General features: G+C 58.4%; 17 protein-coding genes and 3 pseudogenes. 11 read left to right on the top strand and 9 right to left on the bottom strand.

The genetic code is table 11. The features are described from left to right. Window positions 1-32 precede the first annotated feature (32 nt). Window positions 33-365, top strand: a complete 333-nt coding sequence (locus tag ASD52_RS05590) for a YciI family protein (protein WP_057223541.1) — start codon at window positions 33-35, stop codon at window positions 363-365. Window positions 366-655: 290 nt separating this feature from the next. On the opposite strand, the gene ASD52_RS05585 is transcribed toward ASD52_RS05590, so the two are convergent. Further along, window positions 656-907 carry a hypothetical protein gene (locus tag ASD52_RS05585; protein WP_063991809.1) on the bottom strand — a complete coding sequence of 84 codons (252 nt, stop codon included), beginning with the start codon at window positions 905-907 and terminating at the stop codon, window positions 656-658. A 297-nt stretch (window positions 908-1,204) separates the two neighbouring features. Between ASD52_RS05585 and ASD52_RS38175 the strand changes: the two genes are divergently transcribed. Then, a complete protein-coding gene (locus tag ASD52_RS38175; RefSeq protein ID WP_156612919.1) occupies window positions 1,205-1,405 on the top strand; it encodes a hypothetical protein in 201 nt (66 codons plus the stop codon). A 694-nt stretch (window positions 1,406-2,099) separates the two neighbouring features. On the opposite strand, the gene ASD52_RS05570 is transcribed toward ASD52_RS38175, so the two are convergent. Beyond that, entirely contained in the window at window positions 2,100-3,011 is a 912-nt protein-coding gene (locus ASD52_RS05570; protein ID WP_057209249.1) for a LysR substrate-binding domain-containing protein, read from the bottom strand. A 121-nt stretch (window positions 3,012-3,132) separates the two neighbouring features. Here ASD52_RS05570 and ASD52_RS05565 point away from each other — a divergent pair, with 121 nt between their 5' ends. Both ASD52_RS05565 and ASD52_RS05560 read left to right on the top strand, forming a co-directional pair. Continuing rightward, window positions 3,133-4,386, top strand: coding sequence for an SRPBCC family protein (locus tag ASD52_RS05565; RefSeq protein WP_057223537.1), 1,254 nt, complete (start codon window positions 3,133-3,135; stop codon window positions 4,384-4,386). Beyond that, window positions 4,376-5,461, top strand: coding sequence for a hybrid-cluster NAD(P)-dependent oxidoreductase (locus ASD52_RS05560; RefSeq protein WP_057223535.1), 1,086 nt, complete (start codon window positions 4,376-4,378; stop codon window positions 5,459-5,461). Before ASD52_RS05565 ends, ASD52_RS05560 begins: the two co-directional genes overlap by 11 nt. 47 nt (window positions 5,462-5,508) lie before the next feature. Here the strand turns inward: ASD52_RS05560 and ASD52_RS39765 are convergent. The 3 genes and pseudogenes from ASD52_RS39765 to ASD52_RS05550 form a co-directional block, all read right to left on the bottom strand. Next, a pseudogene (locus ASD52_RS39765) lies at window positions 5,509-5,722 on the bottom strand (hypothetical protein); the annotation flags it as partial. Next, window positions 5,712-6,362 carry a dimethylsulfonioproprionate lyase family protein gene (locus ASD52_RS05555; RefSeq protein ID WP_057223533.1) on the bottom strand — a complete coding sequence of 217 codons (651 nt, stop codon included), beginning with the start codon at window positions 6,360-6,362 and terminating at the stop codon, window positions 5,712-5,714. The pseudogene ASD52_RS39765 and the gene ASD52_RS05555, both read right to left, overlap by 11 nt. A gap of 2 nt (window positions 6,363-6,364) precedes the next feature. Next, complete coding sequence (locus ASD52_RS05550) at window positions 6,365-8,401, bottom strand: NADH:flavin oxidoreductase (RefSeq protein ID WP_057223531.1); 2,037 nt, start codon at window positions 8,399-8,401, stop codon at window positions 6,365-6,367. Between the two features lie 149 nt (window positions 8,402-8,550). Here ASD52_RS05550 and ASD52_RS05545 point away from each other — a divergent pair, with 149 nt between their 5' ends. From ASD52_RS05545 to ASD52_RS39760, 6 genes and pseudogenes are all read left to right on the top strand, one after another. Next, window positions 8,551-9,180: a TetR/AcrR family transcriptional regulator gene (locus ASD52_RS05545; RefSeq protein ID WP_057223529.1), complete on the top strand. Its 630-nt coding sequence runs from the start codon at window positions 8,551-8,553 to the stop codon at window positions 9,178-9,180. 7 nt (window positions 9,181-9,187) lie between these two features. Further along, window positions 9,188-9,988 (top strand): pyrroline-5-carboxylate reductase dimerization domain-containing protein, encoded by an 801-nt coding sequence (locus tag ASD52_RS05540; protein WP_057218623.1) that lies wholly within the window; start codon window positions 9,188-9,190, stop codon window positions 9,986-9,988. A gap of 66 nt (window positions 9,989-10,054) precedes the next feature. After that, on the top strand, window positions 10,055-11,056 hold the full coding sequence (locus ASD52_RS05535) for an ABC transporter substrate-binding protein (RefSeq protein WP_057218624.1): 1,002 nt from the start codon (window positions 10,055-10,057) through the stop codon (window positions 11,054-11,056). Between the two features lie 102 nt (window positions 11,057-11,158). Then, window positions 11,159-12,046, top strand: a complete 888-nt coding sequence (locus tag ASD52_RS05530; protein WP_057209225.1) for a proline/glycine betaine ABC transporter permease — start codon at window positions 11,159-11,161, stop codon at window positions 12,044-12,046. Then, window positions 12,039-13,118: a glycine betaine/L-proline ABC transporter ATP-binding protein gene (locus ASD52_RS05525; RefSeq protein WP_057218625.1), complete on the top strand. Its 1,080-nt coding sequence runs from the start codon at window positions 12,039-12,041 to the stop codon at window positions 13,116-13,118. The genes ASD52_RS05530 and ASD52_RS05525 overlap by 8 nt, the downstream gene beginning before the upstream one ends. A gap of 112 nt (window positions 13,119-13,230) precedes the next feature. Next, window positions 13,231-13,415, top strand: a pseudogene (locus ASD52_RS39760) (NADH oxidase); the annotation flags it as partial. A gap of 73 nt (window positions 13,416-13,488) precedes the next feature. On the opposite strand, the gene ASD52_RS05515 reads toward ASD52_RS39760, so the two are convergent. Then, complete coding sequence (locus ASD52_RS05515) at window positions 13,489-13,776, bottom strand: hypothetical protein (protein ID WP_057209221.1); 288 nt, start codon at window positions 13,774-13,776, stop codon at window positions 13,489-13,491. A gap of 795 nt (window positions 13,777-14,571) precedes the next feature. On the opposite strand from ASD52_RS05515, the pseudogene ASD52_RS36890 reads away from it, so the two are divergent. Then, window positions 14,572-15,110: pseudogene (locus ASD52_RS36890) on the top strand (ATP-binding cassette domain-containing protein); the annotation flags it as partial. Between the two features lie 856 nt (window positions 15,111-15,966). On the opposite strand, the gene ASD52_RS05490 reads toward ASD52_RS36890, so the two are convergent. From ASD52_RS05490 to ASD52_RS05480, 3 genes are read right to left on the bottom strand one after another with little or no spacing between them, the layout of a single operon-like run. Continuing rightward, a complete protein-coding gene (locus ASD52_RS05490; RefSeq protein WP_057218630.1) occupies window positions 15,967-16,431 on the bottom strand; it encodes an SRPBCC domain-containing protein in 465 nt (154 codons plus the stop codon). Then, window positions 16,431-16,775 (bottom strand): metalloregulator ArsR/SmtB family transcription factor, encoded by a 345-nt coding sequence (locus ASD52_RS05485; RefSeq protein ID WP_057209084.1) that lies wholly within the window; start codon window positions 16,773-16,775, stop codon window positions 16,431-16,433. The genes ASD52_RS05490 and ASD52_RS05485 overlap by 1 nt, the downstream gene beginning before the upstream one ends. Further along, the gene (locus tag ASD52_RS05480; RefSeq protein WP_057218631.1) at window positions 16,772-17,455 is read right to left on the bottom strand and encodes a glutathione S-transferase family protein; all 684 of its coding nucleotides are present in this window, start codon (window positions 17,453-17,455) and stop codon (window positions 16,772-16,774) included. Before ASD52_RS05480 ends, ASD52_RS05485 begins: the two co-directional genes overlap by 4 nt. Window positions 17,456-17,868 lie beyond the last annotated feature (413 nt).

The raw sequence follows: 17,868 nt of genomic DNA, 5'->3' as shown, positions 1-17,868 counted from the left end.
CGGTGGTTTCGTGACTGAAAGGAGACGAGACAATGCCCAAGTTCATCACAATCGGATATGGCGATCCGGCCGACTACGACCGCACGCCCAAGTCCGCCAGAGACGGCGCGCACGCCCAGGACGCCAAACTTCGGTCCGACGGCGCTGTGATGGGGATCGCTGGCGAACCGGTGCAGGTTCGCAATCCAGACGCTCACGGCGTGGAAACCCGCGATGGACCGTTCATGTCGTCCGCCTTGCCGATCGCCGGTTTCGCCATCATCGAAGCTGCCGACCTGAGCGAAGCTATCAAAAAGGTTTCGTGCGTGCCCTGTGCGGTTGCGCATGGCGTCGTTGAAGTTTGGCCATTGAAACAGGCAACTTGATCCGAGCCGCAACGTCTTCAGCAGCCACGAGCATCGCCGATGCACTGGCAGGGTCGTTTCGTGCAAACCGCTCGGCCAGATGATGGATTTCGCCCGACCGCACCTCGAGATCACTGTCATTGACCAGGGTGTGGGTTCCACAGTGCTTGCTCACGGCCGTGTACCCCTCGACAGCTTCGACGATCTTGCCGTTACGCTTCATCGCAAGTAGAACCTTGTCCCGCCCCTTCCGCAGGTGCCGCAACTAGTCTGGATGTTGGGCCTTTTGGGGCAAGTACGATCAACGATGATCAATGCGGCACGGCATCTGTCCTCTCGGGCAGATCGGAGGCGGTGATCCAAATGTGGCCGTCGAATGCCAATTCTCCGCCATCGAGCTTGCGGCTGGCAATCCTCTCAAGCATCGTAAGCTTGGAACGAATATCGCCAATCACGCTGTCATTGACCACGCAGACCGCCTGACAGGTGCTGCCATCTCTCATCACGATCAAGGTATGGTGGCTGTTCTCCATAATTCTTCCCGACAGTGTCACGAGCCTCATGCTGTTTTCCTTCCGTAAGAGATTGCGGAAAGCCCCAGGGTTGGAGGTTCCGGATATATGGTTAACGAAAGGTTAACAGGAGCCAGGCCTGGCCGGTCATGGACGGTCAAACCCACATTGAGAGGTCCGGTGCCCACCGCGTTTCACGCGCCAAGCGTGGCCTTCTATTTGAATTACGGGACGCGCGAACGGCCCCTGCGCTGTACTGCGCCGAGTTTGTTTTCGTCGACAATTTTTCTATGGATCTAGATGCAACTACCGCATTTACAATGCCGGCAGCGACGTTGGAGCTTGCGGGTGCTGCAACAACCATATCGAGCTGAGCGCTTAAAACGCCTTCTCCCCGGCAAGCTGCTAGCTTCGCTGCAAGGTTCGCTCCTCCAACAGGGCGAGCAGCGTAACTACATCTACCTGCAGGTCCCGGCAGACTTCCTCGTATTCGTCTATAAGCGCCTCTCGATGGGGCATCTCACGCCGGAGATTGTCGAGCGTCGTTGATGCCAGCGCGTAGGATTCAAAGAGATCGTCCAAGCGCCGGTCCTTGGTTGCGAGCAACCACCCACGATGGCGCGGTAGCGCCATCCCCAGGCGAGCCCGCCCTAGCTTTAACAAGCTCATTCCGCGCCTCCCTTGGCCCTGAGTAAGGCTATTTCGCCTCTACCTTAGGAAGGTACACGGCGACGGCCCGGCTATTGTCATTGAGAATTTCGCCTCCAACGATCAGGTAAACGGCTATCGCTGCTACCGAGAGAAGCATCACACCGATGGGCAACCCGGTTGATGCGGTTTTTTCCGGCTGCCCATAGCTATGTCTTTCATGCATCCTGATATCTCCCATGGTCTCCTCGAAGCGAGGTAACAGCACCAGAGCAGCCGAAGGGACGGAAGAGCCGCTCTGGCACCGTTACAAACCCATGGCCTTTTTTGTGAGGGTCTTCAGCGACATGGGCTAATTGAGAAATTTAGTGCAACGCGGCTTCCCAACAATCGACCTCAGACTTTTGCCAAGGGGCGATCAGACTGAAGTCCCATGTCGGAACTTTTCACATTGTCGCGGGTTCTGGTGCGCCTGCCAAATGGCGTGCCTAAGGCTAGGCTGGCAGTCCGCAACAAGCGCTTGTCTTATCGGGAACCCAACCCCGAACCCGCGAGATGGAGAGGAACGGCAGGCCCAACACACTCGTAAGAATCGTCAAACCGCGGAAGCGGAAACCTCGCGCAGCCACTCAATGAACAGTCTCCCACTTTCTTTTTTTGGCTTCCTTGTTGGAACGACGACGAAGTAGGCCGCCCTGGTGCGGATGGATGCATCAGTAAGACGGACCAAGCGAGTTTGCTGGATAAGGTCGGCCACTAGACGATTCCAACCGAGCGCAATGCCTTGCCCGTTCATTGCGGCATAAATGGCCTCGATGTAGAAACTGCATCGAAGGCCTCGGGCCTTTTTCGGCGCCTTCACGGAAAAGGCCGCTAGCCACTCCTCCCAGCCCGTCCATGTAGGATCTTCCGTATCGCTTGATATCAAAGGATGGCCGACAAGATCTTGCGGTGTGCGGACCTCGCCAGCCGTGAGCAAATAATCTGCGCTGCAAATCGGGAAAACTTCGTCGTCGAACAATAGCTCCGCCTGACCGTCCGACCAAGTACCGGTTCCGTAGCGGATCGCCAGGTCTACATCGCTTGTCTCGATGCTTGTTCGGGCATCCTGCGTAATGATGCGAAGTTTGATTTCGGGATGGGCGCGAGAAAACGCGGCGATCCTTGGCAGAAGCCAGAAGTGCGAAAAGGAAATGGTCGCCGAGATGGCCAACTCATCATCCGGGCCTTCAGATCGGAGGTCGGCTACCGTGTCGGCAATCAGATTGAACGCGTCGCCGGCCGCTGCTGAAAGCAGCTTGCCCTTCTCCGTCAATTCGATCTTGCGGTGGAGCCGCCGAAACAAGGGGAAACCGAAATCTTCTTCCAGCAAATGGATTTGCCGGCTTACGGCAGCCTGAGTAACACCGAGCTCCGTCGCCGCGCGCGTGAAGCTGGACAAGCGGGCCGCCGCTTCAAATGCCGTCAAGGCGGTGAGCGGCGGTAGTTTCTTCCTCAGGTTCGACATCTGTCTTCCATTACATTTGGTAATGTCACCTGCGCATATTTATGCCGTTGAGCGACCAGAATAGTTGAGCGATTTTGTCTTTCAGCCCCTCGGCCTTTCGATCGGAACATAAGGTGGATTTATGCTGCAGACATTTGCTTCTCCCATATCGGCCCTCCTGGACGCAAGGGCTGAAGGACATTCACTTCCAGCCGGCCTTTACACACGCGAGGACGTGTTCGAGGCAGATCTCGAGGTGTTCTTCCGCCGGCACTGGATCTGTATCGGCCTTGAATGCGATGTGCCGGAGCCTGGCGATGCATCCGTTATTGATATCGGCAAGACGAGCCTCATCGTCCTTCGCGACGACGACGGCGATATCCGCGTCATGCACAACGTCTGCCGTCACCGCGGCTCACGTCTGCTGGATCCGGGCAAGACGATCGTTTCGAAGCTCGTCTGTCCCTATCATACCTGGACCTATGAGTTGACGGGCGAGCTGAGCTACGCGCCTCATATGGGCAAGAACTTCGACAAGGAATGCCGCAGCCTCAAGGCGGCGGCATTCAAGTCGGTTGGCGGCCTCATCTATGTCTGCCTATCGGACAATCCGCCCGAAGATATCGAGCGCCTCATCGACGTCATGGCCGAACGCCTTGCACCCTACGATATCAGCAACGCCAAGGTCGCGTACGAATCCGATGTCATCGAACAGGGCAACTGGAAGCTCACGATCGAAAACAACCGTGAATGCTACCACTGCTCCGCTAACCATCCCGAACTCTGCGTCTCCTTTGTCGACCTCGATTTCGGCTTCGACCCGGACGCCTTGAGCCTGGAAGATCGCGCCCAGGCCGAGGAGCATTTCTCGCTCTATGCGGAACGCACCAAGCGGTGGGAGGCAGACGGGTATCCATCTGCAGCGGTCGAGCAATTGGTGAACTGCACCACTAATTTCCGAACGCAACGGCTCGTCATTTCGGGTGCTGGCGAATCCCAGACCCCCGACGCGACCGCAGCCTCGGCAAAGCTGCTCGGCACGATATTGCGCAAGGATCTCGGCGATATGCACCTCTGGGGCCACAACAGCTGGAACCACTTCATGGGCGACCACGCCGTCGTTTCGATCGTCATACCGCTCTCAGCGGATAAAACGCTCGTGCGGACGAAATGGCTCGTGCACAAGGATGCGGTCGAAGGCATCGATTACGACCTCGAAAAGCTGACCAACGTCTGGATCGCCACGACCGAGCAGGACGCCGACCTCGTCGCCCGCTCGCACGCCGGGATCGAAGATCCAGCCTATGTGCCAGGCCCCTACTCACCCTTCTCCGAAACCAACCTCGACAAGTTCACGTCGTGGTACATCGACCGGATGCGTGCCCATGGATACTAAGAGCTCCTTTTCTCCGGTCGGGCGTCTTGAGCCTGACAACTTGTGGAGCCGCGACAGGGATGAAGATCTGGTCTGCGTAGATGTCCATCAGGAAACGCACGACGTGAAGACCTTCACCTTTGCGTCTCCCGAGGGCAAACGTTTTGCCTTCGAAGCCGGTCAATATTTCCTGTTCGACCTCGATGTTGATGGCGAGCCGGAAAGCCGGTGCTACAGCATATCGTCGTCCCCGAAGCGCAGCAATGCGTTCTCGGTCACGGTCAAACGCGTCGCCGGCGGCAAGATATCGAACTGGCTTCATGACAAGCTCGTCGTCAACGCCAAGGTCAAGGCAAACGGTCCTCTCGGCCACTTCGTTCGGCCGAACGGCCGGAAGTATCTGTTTCTGTCCGGAGGATCAGGGATTACCCCGGTCATGGCGATGGTCCGCGAGTTGGCAGACACGTGCGAACCCGCCGATGTTGTCTTCATGCACGCGGCGCGGACCCCGAAGGACCTCATCTTTCGCGACGAACTCGCCAATCTGGCCAACCGAGTGAAGGGCCTGCGACTGCAGTTTCTGCCGGAAGTCGTTTCCGGTGAGGCCAATTGGCACGGTCTGACGGGACGCATATCGGCTGCATATATGCAACTCGCGGTTCCCGACGTCGCTGAACGCATCATCATGTGCTGCGGCCCTGCGCCGTTCATGGCGGCGGCGCGCGCGATCACGGCCGAACTGGGCGTTCAGGCGTCCAACTATATCGAGGAGAGCTTCGATGCAGCGGTGATCGACGACGTGGATATTCCTAACGTCGAACAGCCCGCCACCCGAACATTCCAGGTCGAATTTTCCAAACAGGCTCGCAAGATCGAGGTTGCAGGTGAGCAGACCGTGCTCGCCTGCGCAAAAAAGGCAGGAGTAAAGCTTCCCTCATCCTGTTCGAATGGCGTTTGCGGCACATGCAAGTCGAAACTGGTATCCGGCTCGGTCGAGATGAACCACAATGGCGGCATCCGGCAACGAGAGATAGATGCCGGACTCTTTCTGCCGTGCTGTTCGAAGCCGCTGAGCGATCTCGTCATCGATCGCTAGCATCATCCGAGCATCGGGACACCGGTTCATTGTCGGGCCTTAGCTTGTCAGGCCGCGAGCGCGCCACTCTTCTTTGCCGTCCAGGTGGCGATGGGTCCCATGAGGCCAGTGTTGTGGCAGTCATAGGCCTCAATACCAAGCTCTCGTCGCCGTTTTCTCGTATCTCGACCTTGTCTGTCGGGGCGGCGGCGACGTCCGAGAAGACAGCACCATCGGGCTTCAGCACTTGGTGCAGCCGCAGGCATGGTTATCAGCAATGTTCCTCCTGCGCTCGGTTGCACCCGAGCCGTTCACTTCTATGTCTCGGGCGATCAGGCAACAACGCCCAGAAGGCGAACAAGGGCGTTTCGTCGGAGCGCATGGCGTGCCGGACACCAGGTGGATTGTAAAACGAGCCTCCGACCCCGGGTGAGAACCACTCGGAGGTGCCATGCTGAAACTCTCCCTCCGACAGAACCAGGTAAATTTCTTCCGGGGCATGGTCGTGATCGGGATAACGCACGTTCGGCGCCATCAGCGTCGCTCCAAGCCATAGGTCACTTCGGTCCTCCAAGCCACCCGGTCCGACGATCATCGTATTGGCGTGGCTCATCAGGAAATTCTCGCTTGCCGTATGATCGTAGACGGAGCGCCACTTCCATTCGAGCATCGGCTCAAGGTCCGCGAAGCGCTCAATCAGCGCATCCAGTGACGGTCGCCAGGTTTTCGTTGCCAGAACGCTCTCGATATGTCGGTTGCACACCGGAAGGCGCTTTCCGATGTTCAAGCGTTGGGGTTGTGGCGCTTCGAGTTGGGCAAATATCTCCATGACGGACCGGCGCGCCCTTAAATCCTGAGCGAATTGGTCGAACGCGACGAAAGCCGCATCCAGAAAAGCTTGCAGAGCGTCGACCCGCGCCATCGTTAGAGATCCTTGGCAAGACGCAGCGCGTCGTAGATGGCCGCATGCGTGTTACGCGCCGCGACCGCATCGCCGATCCGGAAGAGTTGGTAGGCACCTTCCGGGTTGCGTTCAACCGATTGCGGCGTTCCAGAAATCAGGTCGTCGTAGGACACTTCGCCGAGGTTCCTCGAACCAGGCTTCAGTTCGAAATAGAGGTCATCGAGCGGAATGGTGCCGTGATTGACGACGATCTGATCGAAGGTCTGCTGCTTGGCCACGCCGCCATAGTCGCTGCCGACATGCGCGATGATCTGATTGCCGCTCTTCTCTGCCGCCTCCAGCCTGTAGGTGACGGTAAAGGTGACATCGAGTTTCTGCAGCGAGCGCATGTAGGGAACGAGGTTCATCGCCATGACTTCCGGCGCGAAGGAACGGTCCGGCGTCATGATCTCGACTTTCGCACCGGCCCTGGCGAGGAACTCCGCAGCCTGAAGACCAGCATGATCGCCCGCATCGTCGAAGATGAGCACGTTGGTTCCCGGCTTTACATCACCCGAGATGATGTCCCAGGAGGAAACGACAAGCTCGTTTCCCTTCGAAAGAACCTCCGTATGCGGCAGTCCGCCTGTCGCGATGATGACAACATCGGGCGCTTCGGCATGCACGGTGTCAGCCTCGGCCCAGTTGTTGAACCGGAAGGTGACGCCGAGCTTTTCGCACTGGTTCATGCGCCAGTCGATGATGCTGATCATTTCCCGTCGGCGCTCGCTTTGGGCCGTAAGCCGGATCTGGCCGCCCGGATTGTTCGCGGCCTCGAAAACGACGACCTCATGCCCCCGCTCCGCAGAGACGCGAGCGGCTTCAAGGCCAGCTGGGCCCGCCCCCACAATTACGACCTTCTTGCGGACCACCGCCTTCGGGATCCGGTGCGGCATCGTTTCTTCCCGGCCGGTCGCAGCATTATGGATGCAGAAGGCCATGCCACCTTGATATATGCGGTCAAGACAGTAGTTGGCGCCGACACAGGGGCGGATATCATCCTCTCGCTTTTCCATGATCTTTCGCACGATATGCGGGTCGGTCATGTGCGCGCGGGTCATTCCGACCATGTCCACCTTGCCCGACGCGATTGCGTGGCGCGCGGTTGCCACATCCGGAATCTTGGCTGCATGGAACGTCGGAAAATTGGTCGCGGCGCGGATCTCGCCCGCGAGATCAAGATGCGGCGAATTTGCCATACCCTGAATCGGGATGACGTCGGTCAGACCCGCATCCGTATCGATATGGCCGCGAATAACATTCAGATAGTCTATAAGGCCGCTGTCGCGAAGGCGTTTTGAGATCTCAATGCCTTCGCTCATTCCGGTCCCGCCGGGAAGACATTCGTCGGCTGTATAGCGAACGCCCAGGATGAAGTCGTCACCGACCCTTTCACGCATTGCCTTGAAGACGTCGAAACAGAAACGCAAGCGATTGTCGAGCGAACCACCATAGGGACCATCGAGCTCGTTGGTGAGCGGCGAGGTGAACTGGTCGATGAGATGGCCGTAGGCTTCAAGTTCGACGCCATCCATACCACCGGCCTTCATACGCTCGGCCGCGTCAGCGAAGTCCTTGATGATGCGCTCGATATCCCAGTCTTCGATCTTCTTCGGAAACGCGCGGTGTGAGGCTTCGCGATGGTGCGAGGGTGCAATGACCGGGAGCCAGTCGCCCTTGTCCCAGCGGGTGCGCCTGCCGAGATGAGTGAGCTGGATCATGATCGCGGCGCCCTCATCGTGCACAGCGTCCGTCATCTGCCTAATCCACGGCACGATCTCGTCCTTGTAAGCCAGCAGATTGTTGAAGACCGGGGGGCTGTCTTTCGAGACTGCAGCTGAGCCGGCAGTCATCGTCAGCGCCACACCGCCCTTCGCCCGTTCAACCGTATAGGCGCGGTAGCGGCCCTTCGGCATACCGTCTTCTGGGTAGGCAGGCTCGTGGGACGTGACGATGATGCGGTTGCGCAGGGTCAAATGCTTCAACTGAAACGGCTGAAGCAGGGGATCGTTCGACATGCGAGGGGCTCCGGTTTAAGGGACTTTAATTCGCAACGGTAAGCGAAAATGTACACAGGTGTCAACAAACAAAAACACCGTAGTTTGGAACTTCGACACTCGTGTACATTTTGCTTGAAGCAGTCCTTTGGATTTGTTAGGAGGTAATCATGGAACAGGCGATGAGTGACACCGGCTGGCGCGGTTCTCAGGAGGGGTGGCTCGAAGCGGCCTACGACTCCCTGCTCGAGTCTGGCGTGGAGTCGGTGAAGATCCTGCCGTTGGCCAAACGGCTCAATCTTTCCCGGACTAGCTTCTATTGGTTCTTCAAGGACCGCGAGGAACTGTTGAACGCTCTCATTGCGCGCTGGAGGGAGAAGAATACGGGTAACCTCGTCAAGCAATCCGAAGCCTATGCGGAGTCCCTGGCCGAGGCGATGCTGAACGTTTTCGACTGCTGGGTGAGCAAGGACCTGTTTGACTCCCAGTTCGAATTCGCCGTTCGTAGCTGGGCGCTGCAATCGCCGGAGATACTGGCCGAAGTCCAGCAGGCCGATCAGGTCAGAATGGAGGCGCTGGGCCGCATGTTTATGCGTTTCGGCTACGAGGCGGGACCAGCGGATGTTCGCGCGCGAACAACCTACCTGGTCCAGATTGGATACATCTCGATGCAGTCCAAGGAGGACCTGGCGCTCCGTATGAGGCGCATTCCGGATTACATCGCGATTTATACCGGACAAACGCCGCAGCAGAGGGAGCTCGACCGCTTCTACGCCCGGCATGGCTACAAAGCAGAGTGAGAGAACAATGGAAACGGGCGGACCTTTGAGGGTTGGCGTACTTGGTGGTGCCGGATGGCTGGGCGGCGCAATAGCCAAAGCCATTGTCGGCGCAGGCGTCGTTGAACCTGAAAACCTGTCCCTCTCCTATCGCCGCGAGCGTCCCTACCGTTTCAACCGCTCCTCCTGGACATCAGACAACCAGGCACTCGCCGACCGCTCTGACGTTATCGTTCTCTCCGTCCGCCCGGCGGACTGGCCCACCCTGAACGTCGATGCCGAAGGCAAGCTTCTCATCTCCGTCATGGCGGGTATTCGCCTGAGCGCTCTTTGTGCGCACCACCGGACGGACCGTGTGGTTCGTGCCCTGCCGAATGCGGCGGCCGAAGTTCGAAAGTCCTACACGCCTTGGATCGCCACGGCCGGCTTGCGAAAAGATGATCGGGCGATCGTGCGGGCTATATTCGATGCCTGCGGCTCTCAAGATGAAGTGTGCGAAGAGGCGGAAATCGACTATCTGACCGGCCTCACCGGATCGGGGCCCGCCTTTCCGGCGCTGCTCGCCGAAGCGATGATGACAGACGCCATCTCGCATGGACTGTCGCCCGAGATCGCCAAGCGGGCCGTCAACACCCTCATGGTGGGTGCGGGCCGGCTGCTGGAACAGCGGGACGACTGTCCCAGTGAAACAGTCCAGACCTTCCTTGACTATCGCGGCACCACAGCTGCCGCGATCGAGGAGATGCGCGCGGCCGGGTTCGATGATGCCGTTTCGCGCGGGTTGACGGCTGCATTGAGGAAATCGGTTGGCATGGGGGAAGCCTCCTAGCGCCGTAAGGGCGGGTTCCGCGGCACTCCGCTTTCAAAAGATAAGCCGCCAAAAGAGGGAACGATAATGAAACGCTTGCTTGCATCGACATGCCTGTTTCTTGGAACCGTCACTGGTTCGTCGCTCGCCAATGCTGCGGACTGCGGCGGCGTCACAATCGCCAGCATGAATTGGCAAAGTGCCGAGGTAATTTCCAACCTCGACAAGATCATCCTCAATGAAGGTTACGGCTGCAGCGCCGAGATCACCATCGGAGACACCGTCCCAACCATCACGTCGATGGCGGAAAAAGGCGAGCCTGATATCGCGCCGGAAGCCTGGATCGATCTGCTGCCCGACGTGGTCAAGAAAGGTACGGAGGAAGGTCGCATCGTCAAGGTTGGCTCTCCCCTTCCCGACGGCGGCATCCAAGGCTGGTGGATCCCGAAGTACTTTGCCGATGCCCACCCCGACATCAAGACAATTCCCGACCTCCTGAAACATCCCGATCTTATCAAGGATCCTGAAGACCCGAGCAAGGGGGCAATCTTCAACGGGCCGCAGGGTTGGGGAGGCACCGTCGTAACCGCACAGCTGTACAAGGCCTTCGAAGCTGAAAAAGCCGGCTGGACTCTCGTTGACACCGGATCCGCCGCAGGTCTCGACGGTTCAATCGCCAAGGCCTACGAACGCAAGGAAGGCTGGGTCGGCTACTACTGGGCGCCGACCGCCCTTCTCGGCAAATACGAGATGGTGCAGCTGCAAGCCGGCGTGCCATACAATACGGCCGAGTGGAAGCGCTGCATTACGGTTGCCGAATGCACCGACCCCAAACCCAGCGCATGGCCGGTCGACACGATCGTTACGCTCGTCGCCAAGCCCTTTTCCGAAAAGGCAGGCCCCGAGGTCATGGATTATCTCAACAAACGCTCCTGGAGCAATGAGACGATCGCCAAGCTCATGGCCTGGATGACCGACAACCAGGCGAGCGGCGAAGAAGGTGCCAAGCACTTCCTCGAAGAAAACCCGGATATCTGGAAGAAGTGGGTTTCCCCGGAGGCCGCCACCAAGATCGAGGCTGCGCTTTAATCACCACTGCCGAACGCCGGTGCGGTGCGCTTTCGGCACACCGCACCGTGCGTGCCGATATAACAACAAGAACGGATCGGCTCTTTCGAGAAGGGGAACCGAATGGACTGGTTTTATCAATTTCCTCACATGAACGACAACGCACTTCGAGATCTGAAGAAGGTCATCGACGAGACTTTTCGCGGCTTTACGCGCAGCTACGGCGACCTGATCGAGGGCTTCTTCACGCCCCTGCAGCATTTTCTGATCGCCGCCGATCGGTTCATGACCAAGACGCCTTGGCCGATCATCACGCTCCTGATCCTGGTCATCGCCTGGGCAGCCACGAGGAGCCTGCGGATCGTCGGCGGCTGTCTCGCGACGCTGTTGTTGATCGGCTACTTCGGCATGTGGGACGACACGATGCGGACGATCTCGATGATCTTCGTGTGCACCGTTCTGTCGATCGCGATCGGACTGCCGACCGGCATTCTGATGTCGCGCTCGGACAAGGTCCAGCGGATCGTCAATCCCGTGCTCGACGTGATGCAGACCATGCCGAGCTTTGTTTACCTGATACCCGTCGTCATGCTGCTCGGCATCGGCAAGGTTCCCGGTCTGATCGCCGTTGTCATCTATGCCATCCCGCCGATGATCCGGCTCACCAATCTCGGCATTCGTCTCGTCGACAAGGATGTGCTGGAGGCGGCCGACGCCTTTGGCGCTGACAACAGACAGAAGCTTTTCAAGGTGCAGCTGCCCCTAGCGCTTCCAACCATCATGGCCGGCATCAACCAGACCATCATGATGGCGCTCGCCATGGTCGTCATCGCTTCGATGATCGGCGTTCAAGGTCTTGGCCAGCCGGTGCTCAAAGCGATCGCGAACCAATACTTCACGCTCGGCATCTTCAATGGCCTTGCCATCGTCGGCATTGCTATCATGTTCGACCGTGTCAGTCAGGCCTATGGTGAACGGCTCCAGAAGCATCGGGAGGTTGTCCATGGCTGACCATGCTTTCGGCGGCATCGCGATCCGCCATCTCTACAAGATCTTCGGGCCGAATGCGCAGGCTCATGTCGAGGCCGTCAGGAGCGGTCTGACCAAGACCGAACTGAATGAGCGGCACGGACACGTGCTCGGACTTCGCGACATCAACATCGAAATGCCGTCGGGCTCCATTCAGGTGATCATGGGGCTTTCCGGATCGGGCAAATCGACGCTCATCCGCCACATCAACCGGCTGATCGACCCGACAGCCGGCGAAGTCCTCGTCGACGGCATCGATGTGGTGAAGATGCCGGATAAGGATTTGCGCGAATTCCGTCGTCACCAGACGGCCATGGTATTCCAGAAGTTTGCCCTTCTTCCGCACCGCAGCGTGCTCGACAACACTATCTTCGGCCTTGAAATCCAGAGTGTGTCTCACGCGCAGAGCATCGATACCGCCATGCGATGGCTGGAGCGCGTCGGGCTCAGAGGTTTCGAGCAGAAGTACCCGAACCAGCTGTCGGGCGGCATGCAGCAGCGCGTCGGCCTTGCCCGGGCGCTTGCCAACGACGCACCGGTGCTCTTGATGGATGAGGCTTATTCGGCACTCGACCCGCTCATCCGCACGGATATGCAGACGGTGCTTCTGGACCTGCAAAAGGAGATCAAGAAGACGATCGTCTTCATCACCCACGACCTCGACGAGGCTTTGAGGCTCGGCGACCAGATCGCCATTCTGCGCGACGGCGAGGTCATACAGCAGGGGACCAGCCAGGATATCGTGTTGAGACCCGCCGACGACTATGTCGCGAACTTCGTGAAGGAGGTGAACCGGGGCCGCGTCGTGCATGTTGAGGCCATCATGACGCCACTTGGGGCGGGCGCTGTCGATAGCGGGCAACGGATTCCCGCCGATTTCACGATCGAAGAGGCGGTACGTGCGCTCACAGCTGCACCCGAAGGCGACATCACCGTCGTCGATTCTTCCGGCAAGCCTCTCGGCACCGTCACGTTTCGCCAGCTGGCCGGTGCGATGGTCAATGCGCATGAAGCCTACGATCGCACAATGACGGTCGCAGCTACCGCCGCGTGACATGACTGGTCGGTCGCCCAAACGCTGCATGCTCCGGGTGGCCGGCCTTTGCCCCGAAAGCGCGAGGTGGCCGAGGCACTACCAACTCAATCCCTATCCCCTCGCCGCCGGGGGCGCACTGACGGCAAACACGGCGGTGGAGGGCCGCCCGACGGAACGTCATGCAGCCTACTACACAGAACGGGCAATCGGGATCGCCGCGATGATTGTCGTCGAACCAATGCCGGTTCATCTGCGGCCGTTTTGACCCGCGGCAACTTCTGGCATTCCGACGATCGCGTTTCGATCCTGCCGAACCCCATTCTCGTTCAGATCCAACGCGGCTAAGTTTAGCTGCTTCCTACTGCGGTTCCCGGGTAGTTGATGCGTGCTATCGCGCCTGCGTTTCTTTGGTCGCGTGACTTGTAAGGCTTTGCTCGGTCAGCATCCTCAGATATGGCTCGATACTGTTTTCGATCTTCAAGCAAATCTGGTCGTATTCTTCAATCAAGACCCCATCGGGAGTGTCGGTGCTGCGCAGCACATCGAGTTGGATTGACGCCTCGGCATAGGCAATGAAAATCTCGATCATCGATCGGCTTCTTAACTCGGAAAGTAAGCGCCCGTAGGCAGGCAGCCGTAGCATCATGCGTGCTCTGCCGATCTTTTCCAGGTTCATTTTCTTGCTCCGTTTTGGCCACAAGCAGTAACCGCAGCGGTCCAACTCTGACTGCTAAGAAAAGTTCCTGGTGGGGTCTATGCCTTTACGGCCCGGGCGGCGACATTCGTGAGCAGCCGAACAACATCCATCTCGATCCTCGCGCAGTCGCAATCCAGTCGGGCATGGCGCGTTTTGTGGCCTTCAACCGCACGCACCTGGTCCCTCTGAATGGCCGCGAACCCGTAGGCCTTTAGGAGGTCCTTTAGGGCTGGGATTTTCAGCGTTTCTAGCTGCCGTCGATACGCCGGCAAGCGCATCATCAGACGCCGACGGCCGATCGTCTCGAAGTCCACAGCTGGTCTCCAATTTTGTCGTCTTTCTAAGATTCAAATCGAAACCAAAGGAAAGGTTCCCTCAGGCAGCGCTCGGCGGGCGTGGCGCCAAGCGCGTCGTCGGCCAGGCGCTGTTTTATGCATTCGACGAACAGCCCATGCGCTTTGATTGGCGTGGAACTTGTCCTTCAAGGATGACGCGGAAAGCCTGCACCGGTTCCGCGATATTCTTCACCTTCTGCGCTCATCGGCTCGAGGCCGGAAACCAGCTTATTCTCAACCTCTGGTGACCTTTGGCGAGACCATATCTCGCCCGGTCTCGAAGCCGGGCCGCGACATTTGACGCCCTCGCCATACCGGTCCTCGCCCTCGACGATCACCTTCCCGAGATTAACCCAACTTCGTCGAACGCAGCCCCGCCTCAGGCGACGGATCATCCACCTTCCACCCAGCAGGTTCGCGCCGGTGATTAGGCTCGCAGCTGTTTCAGGACCCATTCGGTTCCATCCACCCGCGGCACGCGATCGGTCGCACGCTTCTGGAGCCACTGGAGATCCATGGGCTGGATCGGCGCCAGGAACGGGTGAACAAAGCACTCGAAGATGTTGGATTGCCACAGAATTTTCGATATCGGTTCCCGCATCAGCTGTCCGGCGGCCAGCGCCAGCGCGTGGCCATTGCCCGGGGGCTCTGTCACCCCACATTCTACTGCTCGATGAACCGACGTCGGCGCTCGACGTGTCCATCCAGGCCGAGATCCTGAACCTGCTGAAAGATCTGCGTGAGCGAGAAGGGCTGACATATATCCTCGTCAGCCACGATCTCGCCGTGGTCGCTCACCTGTGCGACCGCGTTGCCATGATGCAGGATGGTGGCTTCGTCGAAGTTGCGGAAAAGCGGCAGCTGATCAAGCGGGCCGTTATCCACCCCTACACCCGCACCCTGATCAACGGCAGTCGTGGCTACATTCCTCGTCGCGATGATCTCACGTTAACCTGCCATGATTTTGTTTGCTTATAACTGGCGACGATTATCCGGGCCCCTGTTAGCTACAAGCGCCATCGATTTCCAGCATCATCGCTGACGCGTCTAGAAAGTTTGGCTCGGCCCATGCCGGTCGCTTAGGTCGAAAGCCGGCTACTTCAAGCCATAGCGAGGCAACGCGACAGCCACCTTTGCTAAATAAACCATTGGCTGTGTACCGCGATCATAGCGCGTTTTGGGAGGTAGTCTTATATTCCGTTTTTGAAATATACATTGTGCTTATGTCCAATGGGAGAGGAGGACACCGTGCACGGACCTAGCGTCAAGGACACCCGCGAGCGCGCGGCTTCACCGATCGAATTACAGGATCTTGCAAAAAAGCTTGCGGCTCTCGCTCGACAAATCAAGACAATCGCAGCAACACCTCTCAGCGAGGGGGGCGATTTGGACGACAGCGGCCAAACCTCTACGAGTGCAGCAAGGCTGCATCAGCCGCGATCTATGTGACAAGAAAGTCACCGAAGGCAAAATCGAAAAACCGTTGGTGACCGTTTCGGCATCGACACCTTTGGCATCAGCGCGGACACGGTCAGCCCGTCGCACATGAAGGATGTCCAGATCGAACTGATGCCGCGCTCGAAGGAAAAGTCACGGACGGGCAATATGGCTGGCGCGAGGTGCAACAGCGCCACCGGTAGCGAAGGCTAGGCGGCGTTGGACCATCAAGGTGCGTCACGTAGGTTCTGTTTGAGGCGCCCCCGCCAAGCTGATCCGAGCCCGGTCAGATGCGCGCTTCGAGGAACGGAATCATGCCACTGCTATGATGCGTAAGTAAAAACAGAAATTGCACGACAAAAGCCCGTATTGCACCAAAAGCGGGAGTTCAGGCCCATCACCCAATCGATGCAGCTTCCATAGCCTGGTACAGCCGATCAAATCCAACGCCTGTGCCACTTTCTCTTCTCTCTGCGTGCTTGACATCTGCAAACATGGCTTGCTCGGTGAAGGTCATCTCGGTTCCTGTAGGCGTGCTTTCGAACTCCACGGTTACAAGAGATGAAGAAAAGCTTCGGCCATCTGTCCGCATCGTATAGGCATAAACTATGCGTTGCCGCTCGGCGATTTCGAGGAAATGAGCGGTCATCTCCTGAACGATCCCCTGAGGCATGCGCCAGACCAAGCGTTCGCAACCATCGACTCGGAAGTCGAACCGATCTTCCAGCACATGCCAGTCGGGATGACAGGCATTCCATTGTCGCTTCAAGGCACGATCAGACCAAAAGCGAAATGCGTGAGCGGGGCTACCCGGCAGTGCGCGCTTGATGACGAACGTGCGGTGGTCGACATTGACTCCCATCAGTGATCCTTCTTTTCCGGTGTTTGCGCCATCAGAATAGCCAGTCGATCGAAGGCATCGTTCATCTCGCTCTGGCGCTCATCGATCCAGTTGCCCACTGCACGAAAGGCATCTGGGCGCATCCGGTAGGTCCGCACGCGGCCGACCTTTTCGGAGATGACGATGCCGCCTTCCTCGAGGACACGAAGGTGCTTCAGGACCGCCGGAAGTTGCACGGCCGCTGGTGCAGCGAGTTCCTTCACCGCGGCCGGTCCCTTCGAAAGCTGCTCGATGAAGGCTCTTCGGTAAGGATCCGAGAGAGCATGAAACATCCGATCGAAATTCGTCTGCGGTGTGTTCTTCATTCAGTCTTCTCCCGGAAGCGCTCTGGCAGGGCCTCCTTATAAGGGAAAAACCGGAAGAAGGGACGTGCCTCGTCCATTACACGCGCCACCGACGGGCGTGACAGGAGCCGATCCAGATAGGAGGACAACGCGGGCCTCACGCCTCCAATCGGATGAACGACGGATGCGAAAAACAAGGCTGGGAAGGCGGCGCAATCCGCCAGCGTGAAGTCGTCACCCACCGCCCAGGCCTTTCCCGATAGCTGCGTCTCGATCATTGCATAGGCCGTCTCGAGCGCCTCATGCGCCTCGGCAACTCCGTACGGATCTCCGGCTCCGGCCGGCCTGATCCGGTCCGTGACGATCTTCTGCATGGGCACACTGACATGGAGATCATAGAAGCGATCCCAGAGCCGCGTGTCCAGCCGCAGCCGTGCGTCGTCAGGGAGGAAGCGGAATTGCTCGGGGTATCGCGTCTGCAGATACTCAATGATGATGCTCGTCTCGGGCACGACGCGACCTGTTGCGCTATCATGCAACACGGGAATCTTCCCGACAGGCCAACGTTCAAAATGCGCTGCGGCCGATCCCGGATCGGAGAAATCCACCGTCCTTGCCTCAAAGACCAGCTCGCTTTCATAAAGGCTTATGAGAACCTTGTGGCAGAAGGAGGCAAGTGGGTGGATGTAGAGCGTCAGCATGGGTCACTCCTAAGTTTCCAACATTGGAAACTTATAGACCTGCCCTTCCATCGACGCAACAACAGTTTCCTTTCTTGGAAACCTTTTTGCGATTTCGAATGGCGATAGACTGCAGGGAGTAGCACCGGTCCGATCACCCGAAAACGGAAGGCGCGTCCGACAATGTTGCCCATGCCGTTCGGCTCACTTGCCGAATCTGCTGGTCGCGGCTGCCCTCTTGGCATCCAGCCAAGCCGTTGCCGGAGGACTGGAGGAAGCGCACCGGGCGATGCAGCGCCCGCGCACGCCCGGCGCGAACTTGCGCATCTCCAACCTCAAGGACTGGCTTGCGATCCATCGGCAGAAAGATCTTGAACGCTTCGGGTCTGCGCCACGCGCAGGCAAGAGAGATCTTGCCGAGTGGAAAGCGGCTC

It is taken from the genome of Ensifer sp. Root142, from assembly GCF_001426785.1.
GTDB classification, from domain to species: Bacteria; Pseudomonadota; Alphaproteobacteria; order Rhizobiales; family Rhizobiaceae; genus Ensifer; species Ensifer canadensis.
Note: the sequence above shows the minus strand (reverse complement) of the source record. Positions and strands in the feature narration are given on the sequence as shown.